Genomic DNA, 12,538 nt, shown 5'->3' with positions numbered 1-12,538 from the left:
CTGTCAACAGACCGCTGTCGACAGTTGATCGCTGACCCCACGGAGGCACCCATGGCCGGACAACCCGCCGCACTGCTCGGGCTGGAGAAGACCAGCCTCCGTCAGCAAGCCGTCGCCGCCCTGCGGGTCGCGATCACCAGCGGGGAGCTGGCGCCGAGCAGCCCGCTCGTGGAGACCGAACTGTCCGAGATGCTGCAGATCAGCCGCGGCACGCTCCGCGAGGCGATGCGGCAACTCCAGCAGGAGGGGTTGATCTCCGCCGGCGCGCGGGGCCGGCTGTACGTCCGGCACCTCGATTCCAAGGAGATCCGCGACATCTTCGCCGTCCGCGCCGCACTCGAGGCGCTGGCCGTTCGGGAACTCGCCGGCCTGGCCGACCGCACCACCGTCATCGCGGAACTGCGCGCCGCCCTCGACGTGATGGACACCGCCGTCCTCGAAGCCCGCATCGAGGCCGACCTGAACTTTCACCGCACCATGTGCTCCCTGACCGGTAACGACACACTCCTGCACTCGTGGATCTCCCTCGAAGGATCGATCCGGATGTCGATCATGTTCGCCGGCCTCGACCGCGCCGTCGGCAACATGGACGTCGACCGCCACAGCGCCATCGTCGACGCCATCGAAACCGGCGACGCCGACGAAGCGGCCAATGCGATTCAGACGCACATGGACTGGGCCTCAGCGAATTTGGTGTCCTGACCCAGGTGAGTGGGAAAGAGTGCGGGCACACGCTTTGCCGCTCACGTGCCCGGGACAGGCCGCCGTGTCACCCGCCGACGACACACGCGGGCTCGGTGGCGTCGAGTGTGGTCCATGCCCGTCGGCGGGCGTCGATCGGTGTGCCGGCGAGGATGCGGGCGCGGCGGTGCCCGGGTTCGAGCAGCACTGTCGCGAGGGTGGCCCAGCGCTGACCGAAGACGGCGTCCGGGGCGGGGACGCAGCACAGCTGGGGCTGCCCCGGATCGGAGTACAGGTACTCGACGAGGTGATCGGCGACGGCCGGCTCGGCGTACCGCTGTTGCCGTGAGGCGATCAGACCGTAGCGGTCCTGCGAGTCCGGCTCGTACAGACCGGTCTTCTCGCGGGCGGCGTTGGCCGGGTCGAGGAAGTGGTTGGTGTGCGTCAGGAATCCGCCGCTCGGGCGGAGCGTCGCGACGCCGACGGGGCTGACCTCGGCACAAGCGACGGTGTCGGGGTCGAGCAGGGTCAATGCGCCCGAGGTGGCGATCGGTGCCGAGCGCAGCAGTTCGAGGGCTTCGTCGACGGTTCCGGCTTCACCGAGGACCGCCGCCGACAGGACGTGCACGGGCACCCCGGCCGGTGCGTCGTCGCGGTGGCCGAGGATGTTGAAGAAGATTCCGAGACCCGCGCTGTTCATGCCGATCTTGCCGAGGATGCCGTGCTCGGTCAGCCCCACGTAACTGTGGCGGGTTCCGCGCACCTGATGGGTGTGCCAGTACGGGTCCAATTCCTCGTGCCAGTCCCAGGTCTGGACGCCGAACGGCGCCGACGGACGATCCGCGGGTGCGTAGGCGATGGTGGAGCACTCGCCGGGACGGGCCGCGGTTGCCTGCGACAGGATCTCCGTCCGGCCGTTGAGCGCCATCACGTGCCAGGGCTCGAGCCCGGCGCCGGCCGCGATGCCCTCGATCTCCTCGAGGTACCGGGGGCTCCACGCCGCCAGGACATCCGCGAGGCGGTGCGCGCTGTCGCGGGTGCGGGACTCGGTGACGCCGACCGTGTCGAACAGGCGCAGATACAGTTCCACGGACGCAGGCAGGTCGGTGCGCAGCTGCGTGCCGCGGGCGATGCCGCGTTCGTGCGGCCGGGTGTCGTCCACGCAGACGTGGGAGTGGGCAGTGCTGGTCTCGGTCATCGTGGTCCTCGTTGTGGTGCTGGTGTGAATAGTGCTGTGTGCCGATCGATCACAGTCGATCAGCGGGTTCGGTACGAACGCATCAGCGCGATGTACAGTGCTGCGGAGACGATCAACCCGACCGGCAGCGACAGGTCCACGCCGCCGGCCGCGTTCGCGATCGGACCGGTGTAGACCGGGGCGGCGACGCAGAGTGCGGCTGCGGCGATGCCGGTGAAGACGGCGACCGTTCCCGCCCAGTTGATCCCACCGCTGTACCAGTAGGGGCTGCTGCTGGTTTCGTTGCCGAGCTCGAGGCCGTCGTAGCGGTTGCGGCGCCACAGAACGTCGGCGACGTACACGGCCATGACGGGACCCATCACGGTCACGACGAGCTGCATCATGTTGCTGACGGTGTCGAGGAAGTTGGAGACGAGCAGGGCGTACAGCGTCATGGCCACACCCATCGAGCCGTCGAGGAGGACGCTGCGCGAGCGGCGCAGGCGCAGGCCGACCGATTGCAGGGCGAGCCCGGAGCTGTAGGCGGTCATCGCGTTGTTGGCGATGGTGCCGACGATGACGGCGAGCAGGAAGATCGGCGTGAACCATGCCGGGAGGATGGTTTCGAGCGCGATCTGCGGGTCGGCCATGTCGAGTCCGGTACCGGCGAGTGCGCCGAGCCCGGTGAACAGCACGCTGGGGACGAATGCGCCGAGCGCCGTCCACACGGTGACCGAGACCGGTGAGGTGGTCGCCGGCAGGTACCGGGCGAAGTCCGCGCTGTTGGTGTAGGACAGCGGGGCCGACGCCACGATCGACACACCCGCGGCCACCGTCGCCCACAGTCCGATTCCGTGGAGTGCCTCCGTCGGCTGGTAGCCCCAGTCGGCGTTGCCGAGGACGTATCCGGCCATCACCACGAAGATCGACGTCAGCACCAGGGCCAGCGGCTGGTAGAGCCGCACGATCGTGGCGTGCCCGTACACGCCGATGGCCAGCGTGACGGCGGCGATCGCCAGGATGACGACGACCTTGACGGGGGTGGTCGCGTCGATCCCGAACCGTTCGACGAGCCGGAAGGCCGTGTACGACGCGGCCGCCCAGTTCAGCGCCAGGTAGCAGACGCTGATGAACCAGCTGGTCACGAGAATGTTCACCCGGTTGCCGCGGATGCCGAAGATCGCCCGCGTGATCACCTCGCTGGGCGTGCCCGACGCGGGTCCGCTGGCAGCGACGATTCCGGTGAGGATCGAGAACAGGTTGCCGGCCACGATCACCGCCAGCGCCTGCCAGAAGGACAGGCCCATCAGGATCAGTGCGCCGCCGACGACCAGGGCCAGGTAGCTCACGTTGGGCGCCGCCCACACCGCGAACAGGTCCCGGGCGCGGCCGTGCCGTTCGCTGTCGGGGATGAAGTCGATGCCGTGTGTCTCCACCCGCCCGGCGCGGTCGGCCGGCGGTGTTTCGCCGGGCGTCACCGCGCGCGGGTCTGCTTTTGTCGATGCCATGGGGTCCTCCGGATAGATGAGCACGGATGTGCGGCTGGTGGGCGCAATCGCCGATCTGGCGTGACCTCGGTCACCGTACGGAACCAAATCGATTTGGACAAGAAGTGTGACAGCGAATTTACAAATCGATTTGGTGCAGGTTGCGCTGTTGGTAGCCTGACTGCGTGACGGAGAAGCGATCGAGGCCCACCATCGCCGACGTGGCACGGCACGCGGGGGTGTCGACCACGACGGTGTCGCACACGTTCAGCGGCAAGGGCGTCGTCGCCACCGCGACGCGCGAGCGTGTCCGCTCGGCCGCAAAATCCCTCGGCTACCGACCGGACGTGGTGGCGAGGAGCCTGCGGAGCAACCGTCTCGGCGTGATCGCCCTCGTGCTCCGGCCACTCGAGACACTGGATTCGTCTCTCCCCGAGGGGGTCGACTACTTCCTGCGGTTCGCGGGTTCGGCGGCCCTGGCCGCGATGGATTTCGGATACGGCCTCATGTTGGTATCCGATCCGACGCGCGACGAGTCCCCGGCCGCCGCCCTCGCCTGCGACGGGTTCCTGATCACGGAACCCGTCACGAACGACCCCCTCATCGAGATGCTCCTCGGGGAGGGTGTGCCGTTCCTGTCCGTCGGCAAGGATCCGGCGAGGGCCGCGTACGACGCCTGGCTCGACACCGACACCGAACTCATGACCGACCGAGTGCTGCAGCACCTCGAGGACGCGGGGGCGACGCGAGTGGCTCTCGTTGCCGGAACCGATCCCAATTCGTGGAATCTGGGCGCCGAGGCCGCCTACCGCGCGTGGGCAGCGACACGCGGTCAGGCCGCTCAGGTCGCCATCCGGCCCGAGACCACGGGTGAGGCCGGCGGACGCGACGCCGCGGACGAACTGTTCGACCGGAGCGATCCACCCGACGCGGTGTACTGCCTTACCGGCCGGCACGCGGCGGGGGTGCTCGCGCGGGTCCGGGAACGAGGATTCGACGTCCCCGGCGACGTGCAGATCGTCGGCGGCTCCGACTCGGAGCACACCCGATCCGCCGTTCCCCCCATCACCTCGGTGGACCTGAAGCCCGAACACCTTGCCCGCGTAGCCGTCACACTGCTGGTCAACCGCCTCGACAACTCTGACCGGCCGGTCCCCCCGGGACACCTCCACGGACGCCTCGTCGTGCGGGGCTCCACCCGGTAGTCACGTCGAGGACGGCAAAATGCACGTGCTCGCCGGCGCACCGTCGGTGATGCGCCGGCGAGCACGTTCGGCCGGATCAGAACAACCAGGGGACTTCGTCGTGACCGAAGTCGTGGAAGTCGCCGAACCGCCCCGAGTAGAACACCAGGCCGGTGCCCTCCCGACAGCGCATGTCGGTGACTTCGCCGTAGAACACGCGGTGGTCGCCGATGTCGTGTGCGCTGTGGACCCTGCATTCGAGCTGGGCCAGAGCATCTTTGATCAGCGGCAGACCCGAGCGGCTGCGATCGCAGGGCAGGTCGTCGAATCGGGCGCCGCCCCGTGTGGCGAAGCGGCGGGCGAGAGCTTCCTGGCGTGAGCCGAGAACGGACACGGCGATCGGATTCGCGCTCGCCGGCGCCGACCCCTACCTTCAGCTCCTGCTCTGGGTGAATTCGCCCGGCGTCGTCGGCATCGTCGTACTCCAGGCGATGGCAGCCGCAGCCGCCCTCGCCATGTTGAGCTACGCGACGTGGTTGATCGTGGCCAAGATGGACTTGCTCACGGCCGCGGGACCCGCCGTGAACACCGCCCTCGTCGCCGTCACACCGGTAAGCCTGGCGGTCGGGCTGGTGCTCGGTGCGCGGCTCGCGCGACGCGATCCCGATCTCTTTGCCCGGCTGGGCACCACCGACGTGGACGCCGAACTGTCGGTTCCGCCCGACGAAGTGAGCAACAGCCCGATCCAGCCCGGCAAGGCCACCTAGCCGTGCCTGCGCAGAAATCGGATCAGTTCGAGGTGGACGTCCGGCGTTACCGTCGGTGGCGCGATCGACGACGAGAAGCCGAACGACACCGCGTCCGGCGGCCGAGACCGGGCAAAGAGATCGACGACATCCTCGACTTCGCTCGGGCCTGGGCGCCATTCGGCGGTCGCCCGGAGGAGGAGACCCTCGTCAACTTCGGGATGTGCCCAACTCGATTCACCGAACGGCTCTGGCAAGTCATCGGTCAATTCGGCTGCGGGCGAGCCGACGAGACCTATCCGCAGCACGAATAGCGACGGTGCGGGTCCACGGGATCGTGATCGATAATGGTCGCATGCGGTCGCGGAGGAAGATCTTGGACGCCACGCTCGACTTGATCGCGAGTGACGGCTTCGAGGGGGTCACCGTCGCGGCGGCGGCGCAGGGTGCGGGCGTCACGCGACAGACCGTGTACTCCAACTTCGGGTCGCGCGAAGAGCTGGTGTCGCAGGCGATCGCCGGTCTCGCCGTCGAGGTGCTGGGCGGGATCCACTCCCGATCGAACGCCACCGACACCACGTGCGGGTACGTCGTCGAACTCATCGTCGCGGGCCGGGCCGCCGTGCGCGCGCATCCGGTGTTGGCTACCCTGCTCCAGGCGGAACGGGGAAACCCTGTCTTCGACACGGGCATGATGTCCCGCGCGAAACCCGTAGCGCGCGAACTGCTCGCGCCCCTCGTCGAGCGCGATCCCGGCGTGGAGTCGAGCCTGGACGACATCGTGGAGATCGCACTTCGGCTGGCGCTGTCGGTCGTCCTCTTCGACGACGACGCCGTTCACACCGACGACGACCTTCGCCGGTTTCTCACCCGCTGGCTGGCGCCGGCGATGCCGTCCAGCTCGTAACTGCAGTCACAGTTACTTCTTGACACATCTCGCTCAGAGTGTCTAGTTTGAGCTCGCCTAAGAGAAATGCTCCACGCTGATCTTTCGACATCTCGCCGAGTCCGTCTGTGATCTGGGGGAAATCTGTGTCTGCACTCAATCGCCGCTCCTTTCTGGCCGGGGCCGCTGCCGCGGGGGTCGCGTTGGCGAGTCCGCGCATCGCGCAGGCCGGGACCGGAGGCCGCCGGACTACCGTGCCGCTCACCCGCGAAGATCACCGAGTCATCGTCGTCGGGTCGGGGTTCGGCGGCGGCGTCGCGGCGCTCCGGCTCGCGGAGGCCGGCGTGCCTGTTCTGGTGCTCGAGCGTGGAATGCGCTGGCCCACAGGGCCGGACGCGGACACCTTTCCCCGTGCGACCGCCCCGGACAAGCGCATCCTCTGGTACCGGTCCAGTCCGCAACTGTTCGGTGAGCCGGTGGCGCTGGAGCCGTACACCGGTCTGCTCGAGGCGGTGCCCGGCGACAACATGACCGCACTGTGTGCCGCCGGCGTCGGCGGTGGTTCCCTCGTCTACCAAGGGATGACGTTGCAACCGGCCGAGGCCGTCTTCAACACGCACCTGCCCGAAGCGCTCGACTGGGCCACCATGGACCGGGTCCACTACCCGCGGGTCGCGCGGATGTTGCGGCTCGCTGTCGCCCCCGACGAGTTGATCGACAGCCCGAATTACCAGGCCGCGAGGGTGTTCGCGCAGAACGTGCAGCGCGCCGGGCTCCCGGTGTCGAAGATCCCGATGCCGATCGACTGGAACTTCGCGCTCGACGAACTCCGCGGCCGCATGAAACCTTCGTACACCAACGGCGACGGCGCCCTCGGTGTCAACAACGGCGGCAAGCACTCGGTCGACGTCACCTACATTGCTGCCGCCGAAGACACCGGCCGGGTGACGGTGGAAACCCTGCACCAGGTCACCGATGTCGAGCGAGCCGCCGACGGCCGCTGGACGGTATACGTCGACCGGATCGATACGTCCGGCAACGTACTCGAGAACAAGATCCTCACCACGAATGCCCTCGTGATGGCCGCCGGAAGCGTGGGCACCACAAAGCTGCTGGTGCGTGCCGCGTCGACGGGCCGCATCCCGGATCTGCCGGACGAACTCGGAACCGGTTGGGGAACCAACGCCGACCGAATCTATGTCTGGACGAGCCTCGAAGAAGAATTCGGCGCTCCGCAGGGCGGCCCGGTCGTCTACGGCAGTTTGAACTGGGACGACCCCGCCACCGCCGTCACGGTCATCCAGGCGTCGATGCCACCACTGTCCCTCGACGCACGCAGCACCATGCTCGTCGGTTACGGCGTCAGTGAAGGCCGTGGGAGTTTCGTGTACGACTCGGCCACCGACGACGCGGTACTGCACTGGCCGAGGGAAGGCGACTCCGTCATCCAGAACGGCCGCATCGACCCGATGGTGCGGAAGATCGCCGGGCCGGGATCCATACTCACGGACACTAATTCGCTCTTCCCCTCGACCTGGCATCCGCTCGGCGGGGCATCGATGGGCTCGGTCTGCGATCTCGAGGGCCGGGTGCTCGGCCAGCGTGGACTGTATGTGCTCGACGGTGCTCTGATGCCCGGCAACACCGCGGCATGCAACCCGTCGATGACCATCGCCGCGGTCGCCGAACGCGCCCTGGACCACCTGGTCGCCCGAGACGTCGGCACGGTGATCTGACCATGCGCACCACCCCTTCTCGTCTTCGCCGCTCGCACACACCGCACGCTGTCCGGGTCGCCGTCCTCACCGTCGTCAGCTGCATAGCCGCCGTGGTCGCGCTCACTGCCGGCGCTCATCCTGCACACGCCGCCCCCGGCGACGACTTCTACACTCCGCCGGCCGAATTCGCGTCGGCTCCGGGGTCGATCATCCGCACCGAACCGATGCCGTTGTTCGCCTCGGTGCCCGGAACGGACGGCACCTGGCCGGGCAGCGGGTGATGTACACGTCGCGGCTGCAGGACGGTTCCCCGACAGCGGTCACCGGGACCTTCATCGACGCCACCCGGCCCTGGAATGGCAGCGGCACGCGGCCGACCGTGATCATCGCGCCCGGCACGGTCGGGCAGGGTGATCAGTGCGCCCCGTCGCACGCGTTCTCCACAGGGCTGAACGTGACCACGGCCCCGTTCTCGTTGTCCGCCAACCAGGAAGCGCTGTCGGCCAACGTGTGGAGCGCGATGGGAGCGCGCGTCTTCGTCACCGACTACATCGGCCTCGGCACCCCCGGAGTCCACACCTACGTCAACCGGCTCGAAGAAGCCCACGCCGTTCTCGACGCCGCGCGCGCCGCGAACGCACTCGGCGGCAGCGATCCGACGACGCCACTGGCCCTGTGGGGATACTCCCAGGGCGGTGGAGCCGCCGCGGCCGCCGCGGAGCTCCAGTCCTCCTACGCCCCGGAACTGAACGTCAAGGGCACCTGGGCGGGCGGACCGCCGGCCGACCTCCTCACCGTGCTCGCCTAGATCGACGGCAACCTCATCGGCGGTGCCATCGGGTTCGCGATCAACGCTTCGTCGCACGCCATCCCGAGTTGCAGAAACCACTGCACGAACGCATCACTCCCGAGGGCCAGGCAATGCTGAACACGGTGAGCACCGAGTGCATCGGTGACGTCATCACCAACCAGCCGTTCCTGCGCACCAGCACGTACACGAACGACCACAAATCCTTGCTCGACAACCTACGCGACATCCCCGAAGCCGCCCCCGTCTTCGACGCGCAGCGCCTCGGCACCCTCACCCCGAGCAGCCCGGTGCTCGTCACCAGCGGTCGCAACGACGACACCGTGCCCTACGAGCAGGCCCGCCAACTCGCCACCGACTGGTGCGACCGAGGCGCACAGGTCACCTTCCGCACCAACGACCTACCGCCCATCGCACCGGGCACCACCATCCCCAACCACTTCGGCCCCGAACTCATCGACGGCTACGACACCAACGGCGCCGTGTCCTACATCGTCGACCGGTTGAACGACACCCCGATCGCCGAGGGCTGCAGGGTGAACTGACACCGGTGGGTCTTCGATCGCGAAGACGACGCGACGCCAGGGTGGTCACGGCACGAGGCCGCGACCACCCTGGCGCTCACCGAGGGTGCGTCAGAGCGACGCGTCGGCGACAGCGCGGGAGTGCTCCAACTCGTCGGGGACGGAGAGTTCCGCCGCGAGGGCGTCGGGATCGGGGGCACCGGGCCCGAAGTGGGCGTACTTTTCGATGTGCTGGTCCAGGGACAGCGGGCTCGGGGTGCCATAGGTGAAATACGACTCCCACGGCAGCTTGGCGCCTCCGACGGCCAGTCCGGTGTCGATGTCGGACATCTGCCAGGTCTTGGTCTCGGCGTCCGGGTCCAAGTGCAGGTAGCCGGCCTCGCCGAACAGCTCGATGCGGTTGCCGCCCGGTTCGAAGACGTACAGGAACTGGCTCTGCGTGATGCCGTGCTTGTCGGGGCCGGCTTCGATCTGAATGTCGTAGTCGCGGAACATCTCCACGGCGTCGATGTTGTGCTGCCCGGTGCCGTAGAAGAACGCGAGGTGGTGCAGCTTGCCGTGCCCGCCGGTCATGTCGCGCATGCAGGCGACCTCGTGACCGAGCAGGTTCGAGCTCATCCACGCCCCGATCTCGACGTTGCCGTCGACGACCCGCTCGGTGGTCCGGAATCCGAGGTGCCGTTCGAAGGAGTCCTTCACCGCGGTCACGTCGGACGACATCAGGTTGAGGTGGTCGATGCGCTTGACGGGGATACCCTGCAGCGGCTTCTTGGACGGCCGGGTGAGGATCTTGCTCCGCAGTTCCGGGGGAGCGACGTACTTCTCGGCTTCCCACAACAGCTGCAGATTGTGCCCGTCGGGTGACTGGTACTCGAAGGTCTTGCCGTACCCGAACTGGTCTTCGCTCCACGTGCCGTCGACGTTGCCGTCTGTCAGTGACTTGGCCCGTCGCTCGAGCGCTTCGGGAGAACTCGTCCGCATCGCGGCGTGGCCCATCCCGGCCTCGGGTGCTTCGGTGATCTTCAGGCTCCACGGATACGGGTCCTCGTATCCGCGCAGGTACACCGACTGCCCTTCCCTGTGGGTCACGTACATCCCGAGGAACTTCGTGAAGAAGTCCAGCGTCTCCTGCGGTTTGGGGCTGAACAGTTCGGCACGGGCGAGGTGCGCGATGTCGAAACGAGCGTCACTCATGGCTTCTCCTGGTTTCCGACGTCCGGGCCTGCTGCACCGGTTGTGGTCGATGTCACGAGCGTGGCGGACGGGGTCCGGGGCGGTCAGCGCTTTTCGTGATAGCCGAACAGTGGTCGCGTGAGGGCGCTCGCTGTCCGGCACAGCCGAATCGCCGGTCCCGGACCTGCGAATTCTTCCTAGCGTCGACCGCATCACCCCGCCTGCCCAGGGAAGGCCTAGAAGATGAGTCGATTGAAAGCCGCGATCGTCGGATCCGGGAACATCGGTACGGATCTGATGTACAAGCTGCTGCGGTCCGAGCACGTCGAACCCGTGTGCATGGTGGGCATCGACCCCGACAGCGAGGGATTGGCCCGGGCCCGCCAGGAGGGCCTCGAAGCCTCCGCCGGCGGACTCGACTGGCTGCTCGCTCAGCCGGAACTGCCGGACTTCGTCTTCGAAGCGACCTCGGCGAAGATCCACGCCGCCGCGGCGCCGCGCTACGCCGACGCCGGAATCACCGCCATCGACCTCACCCCGGCCTCGGTCGGCCCGTACGTCGTCCCCGCGGTCAACCTCGACGCGCACCTGAGCGCACCCAACGTGAACATGGTCAGCTGCGCCGGCCAGGCCACCATTCCGATCCTCTACGCCATCAACGAGGTCGCCGACGCTTCCTACGGCGAGATCGTCGCCGCCATCGCCTCCCACAGTGCCGGCCCCGGCACTCGGCAGAACCTCAGCGAATTCAGCGAGAAGACCGGCCGCGCCCTCGCCCAGGTCGCCGGCGCCGACCGCGCCAAGGCGATCTCGGTGATCAACCCGGCCGAACCGCCGATGAACATGCGCGACACCGTCTACGCCAAGGTCCGCAACCCCGACCCGGCCGCCATCGAACGCGCCGTGGTCGACATGGTCGCCAAGGTCCAGCGGTACGTCCCCGGTTACTCGCTACGCCTGGTCGACGTCGACGGCGACCTGGTCACCGTCATGCTCGAGGTCGTCGGCGCCGGCGACTACCTGCCCACCTACGCCGGCAATCTCGACATCATCACCGCCGCCGCCGTCCAGGTCGCCGACGTCATGGCCCAGCAGAACCTCGTCCAGGGAGCAGCACAGTGAGTAAGAAGATCACGATCGTCGACACCACCCTGCGCGACGGCATGTCCTCCGTCTCGCACCAGTTCACCCCCCAGAACGTGGCCGACATCGCCCGCGGCCTCGACAAGGCCGGAGTGCCGACCATCGAGGTCGCGCACGGCATCGGTCTCGGCGCCTCGTCCATCCAGTACGGGTTCGCCGCCGCCACCGACCCCGACTACGTCCGCGCCGCCGTCGACGCCGTCGAGAACGCCGACATCGCCGCCCTGTACGTCCCCGGCATCGCGACCCTCGCCGAACTGCAGAAGGCCATCGACGCCGGCATCAAAACGGTCCGCATCGCGGTGCACTGCACCGAGGCCGACTGCGGGCAGCAGCCGGTCGAGTGGGCCAAGGAGCAGGGCCTGACGGTGATGACGTTCCTGATGATGAGCCACAAGCTCGACCCCCAACCCCTCGCCGAGCAAGCCGCCAAACTCGACTCGTACGGTGCCGACGTCGTCTACGTCGTCGACTCCGCCGGCGCCATGGTTCCCCGGCACGCCGGTGAACGGGTCGCCGCCCTGAGGCAGGCCATCACCGCCGACATCGGGTTCCACGCCCACAACAACCTCGGTGTCGGGATCGCCAACGCGCTGACAGCCGCGGAGAACGGGGCCACGTTCATCGACGGGTCCCTGCGCGGTCTCGGCGCCAGCGCCGGCAACGCGCAGACCGAGGTCCTCGCCGCCGCGTTCGAACGCGCCGGCTGGGACACCGGGGTCGACCTTTTCCCGCTCATCGACACCGCCGAACACATCGTCGCGCCGCTGATGAAGGAACCGCAGATCGTCGACGAGACCGCACTGGTCCTCGGCTACGCCGGTGTGTACTCCACGTTCTTCCACCCCACCAAGCGGGCCGCGAAGAAGTTCGGGGTGCCCGCCCGCGACATCCTCATGGAACTCGGTCGTCGCGGTGTCATCGGTGGTCAGGAAGACATGATCATCGACGTCGCCTCCGAACTCGCAGGCCGCACCTACGAGACCCCGGCCCCGGCCGGGGTCTGACAGG

14 protein-coding genes are annotated in these 12,538 nt (G+C 67.9%); 10 read left to right on the top strand and 4 right to left on the bottom strand.

The features are described 5' to 3' along the window. Positions 1 to 51: 51 nt before the first annotated feature. The gene (locus JVH1_RS17250; RefSeq protein WP_009476935.1) at positions 52 to 702 is read left to right on the top strand and encodes a GntR family transcriptional regulator; all 651 of its coding nucleotides are present in this window, start codon (positions 52 to 54) and stop codon (positions 700 to 702) included. 67 nt (positions 703 to 769) lie between these two features. Here JVH1_RS17250 and JVH1_RS17245 read toward each other — a convergent pair whose 3' ends face one another. Next, positions 770 to 1,879: a C45 family peptidase gene (locus JVH1_RS17245; protein WP_009476936.1), complete on the bottom strand. Its 1,110-nt coding sequence runs from the start codon at positions 1,877 to 1,879 to the stop codon at positions 770 to 772. A gap of 59 nt (positions 1,880 to 1,938) precedes the next feature. Beyond that, positions 1,939 to 3,366, bottom strand: coding sequence for a cytosine permease (locus tag JVH1_RS17240; protein WP_009476937.1), 1,428 nt, complete (start codon positions 3,364 to 3,366; stop codon positions 1,939 to 1,941). 164 nt (positions 3,367 to 3,530) lie between these two features. On the opposite strand from JVH1_RS17240, the gene JVH1_RS17235 reads away from it, so the two are divergent. Further along, entirely contained in the window at positions 3,531 to 4,550 is a 1,020-nt protein-coding gene (locus JVH1_RS17235; protein WP_043780402.1) for a LacI family DNA-binding transcriptional regulator, read from the top strand. A gap of 76 nt (positions 4,551 to 4,626) precedes the next feature. Here the strand turns inward: JVH1_RS17235 and JVH1_RS17230 are convergent, their stop codons facing one another. Then, positions 4,627 to 4,923: a flavin reductase family protein gene (locus JVH1_RS17230; protein ID WP_237735228.1), complete on the bottom strand. Its 297-nt coding sequence runs from the start codon at positions 4,921 to 4,923 to the stop codon at positions 4,627 to 4,629. A gap of 55 nt (positions 4,924 to 4,978) precedes the next feature. On the opposite strand from JVH1_RS17230, the gene JVH1_RS17225 reads away from it, so the two are divergent. The 6 genes from JVH1_RS17225 to JVH1_RS17200 all read left to right on the top strand — a co-directional run bounded on the left by JVH1_RS17225 (position 4,979) and on the right by JVH1_RS17200 (position 9,232). Next, on the top strand, positions 4,979 to 5,296 hold the full coding sequence (locus JVH1_RS17225) for a hypothetical protein (protein ID WP_043780404.1): 318 nt from the start codon (positions 4,979 to 4,981) through the stop codon (positions 5,294 to 5,296). A gap of 334 nt (positions 5,297 to 5,630) precedes the next feature. Further along, positions 5,631 to 6,182, top strand: coding sequence for a TetR/AcrR family transcriptional regulator (locus tag JVH1_RS17220; RefSeq protein WP_043780406.1), 552 nt, complete (start codon positions 5,631 to 5,633; stop codon positions 6,180 to 6,182). Between the two features lie 125 nt (positions 6,183 to 6,307). Further along, complete coding sequence (locus tag JVH1_RS17215) at positions 6,308 to 7,897, top strand: GMC oxidoreductase (protein WP_009476945.1); 1,590 nt, start codon at positions 6,308 to 6,310, stop codon at positions 7,895 to 7,897. Positions 7,898 to 7,899: 2 nt separating this feature from the next. Next, on the top strand, positions 7,900 to 8,160 hold the full coding sequence (locus tag JVH1_RS17210) for a hypothetical protein (protein WP_009476946.1): 261 nt from the start codon (positions 7,900 to 7,902) through the stop codon (positions 8,158 to 8,160). Further along, positions 8,160 to 8,687: a lipase family protein gene (locus JVH1_RS17205; protein WP_272943937.1), complete on the top strand. Its 528-nt coding sequence runs from the start codon at positions 8,160 to 8,162 to the stop codon at positions 8,685 to 8,687. The genes JVH1_RS17210 and JVH1_RS17205 overlap by 1 nt, the downstream gene beginning before the upstream one ends. 68 nt (positions 8,688 to 8,755) lie before the next feature. After that, positions 8,756 to 9,232 carry a lipase family protein gene (locus tag JVH1_RS17200; protein ID WP_349307447.1) on the top strand — a complete coding sequence of 159 codons (477 nt, stop codon included), beginning with the start codon at positions 8,756 to 8,758 and terminating at the stop codon, positions 9,230 to 9,232. A 90-nt stretch (positions 9,233 to 9,322) separates the two neighbouring features. Here JVH1_RS17200 and JVH1_RS17195 read toward each other — a convergent pair whose 3' ends face one another. Beyond that, positions 9,323 to 10,405, bottom strand: coding sequence for a VOC family protein (locus JVH1_RS17195; RefSeq protein ID WP_009476949.1), 1,083 nt, complete (start codon positions 10,403 to 10,405; stop codon positions 9,323 to 9,325). 222 nt (positions 10,406 to 10,627) lie between these two features. On the opposite strand from JVH1_RS17195, the gene JVH1_RS17190 reads away from it, so the two are divergent. Then, the gene (locus tag JVH1_RS17190) at positions 10,628 to 11,506 is read left to right on the top strand and encodes an acetaldehyde dehydrogenase (acetylating) (RefSeq protein ID WP_009476950.1); all 879 of its coding nucleotides are present in this window, start codon (positions 10,628 to 10,630) and stop codon (positions 11,504 to 11,506) included. Continuing rightward, positions 11,503 to 12,534, top strand: a complete 1,032-nt coding sequence (gene dmpG / locus JVH1_RS17185) for a 4-hydroxy-2-oxovalerate aldolase (RefSeq protein WP_009476951.1) — start codon at positions 11,503 to 11,505, stop codon at positions 12,532 to 12,534. Before JVH1_RS17190 ends, dmpG begins: the two co-directional genes overlap by 4 nt. Positions 12,535 to 12,538 lie beyond the last annotated feature (4 nt).

Source organism: Rhodococcus sp. JVH1 (genome assembly GCF_000280725.2).
Lineage (GTDB): Bacteria > Actinomycetota > Actinomycetes > Mycobacteriales > Mycobacteriaceae > Rhodococcus_F > Rhodococcus_F jostii_A.
Note: the sequence above shows the minus strand (reverse complement) of the source record. Positions and strands in the feature narration are given on the sequence as shown.

What these genes read in the sequence shown, in the direction of transcription:
- JVH1_RS17250 (WP_009476935.1), top strand. Translation starts at nt 52, where the DNA reads ATGGCCGGACAACCCGCCGCACTGCTCGGGCTGGAGAAGACCAGCCTC.
- JVH1_RS17220 (WP_043780406.1), top strand. Translation starts at nt 5,631, where the DNA reads ATGCGGTCGCGGAGGAAGATCTTGGACGCCACGCTCGACTTGATCGCG.
- JVH1_RS17240 (WP_009476937.1), bottom strand. Translation starts at nt 3,366, where the DNA reads ATGGCATCGACAAAAGCAGACCCGCGCGCGGTGACGCCCGGCGAAACA.
- JVH1_RS17245 (WP_009476936.1), bottom strand. Translation starts at nt 1,879, where the DNA reads ATGACCGAGACCAGCACTGCCCACTCCCACGTCTGCGTGGACGACACC.
- JVH1_RS17205 (WP_272943937.1), top strand. Translation starts at nt 8,160, where the DNA reads ATGTACACGTCGCGGCTGCAGGACGGTTCCCCGACAGCGGTCACCGGG.
- JVH1_RS17210 (WP_009476946.1), top strand. Translation starts at nt 7,900, where the DNA reads ATGCGCACCACCCCTTCTCGTCTTCGCCGCTCGCACACACCGCACGCT.
- JVH1_RS17195 (WP_009476949.1), bottom strand. Translation starts at nt 10,405, where the DNA reads ATGAGTGACGCTCGTTTCGACATCGCGCACCTCGCCCGTGCCGAACTG.
- JVH1_RS17190 (WP_009476950.1), top strand. Translation starts at nt 10,628, where the DNA reads ATGAGTCGATTGAAAGCCGCGATCGTCGGATCCGGGAACATCGGTACG.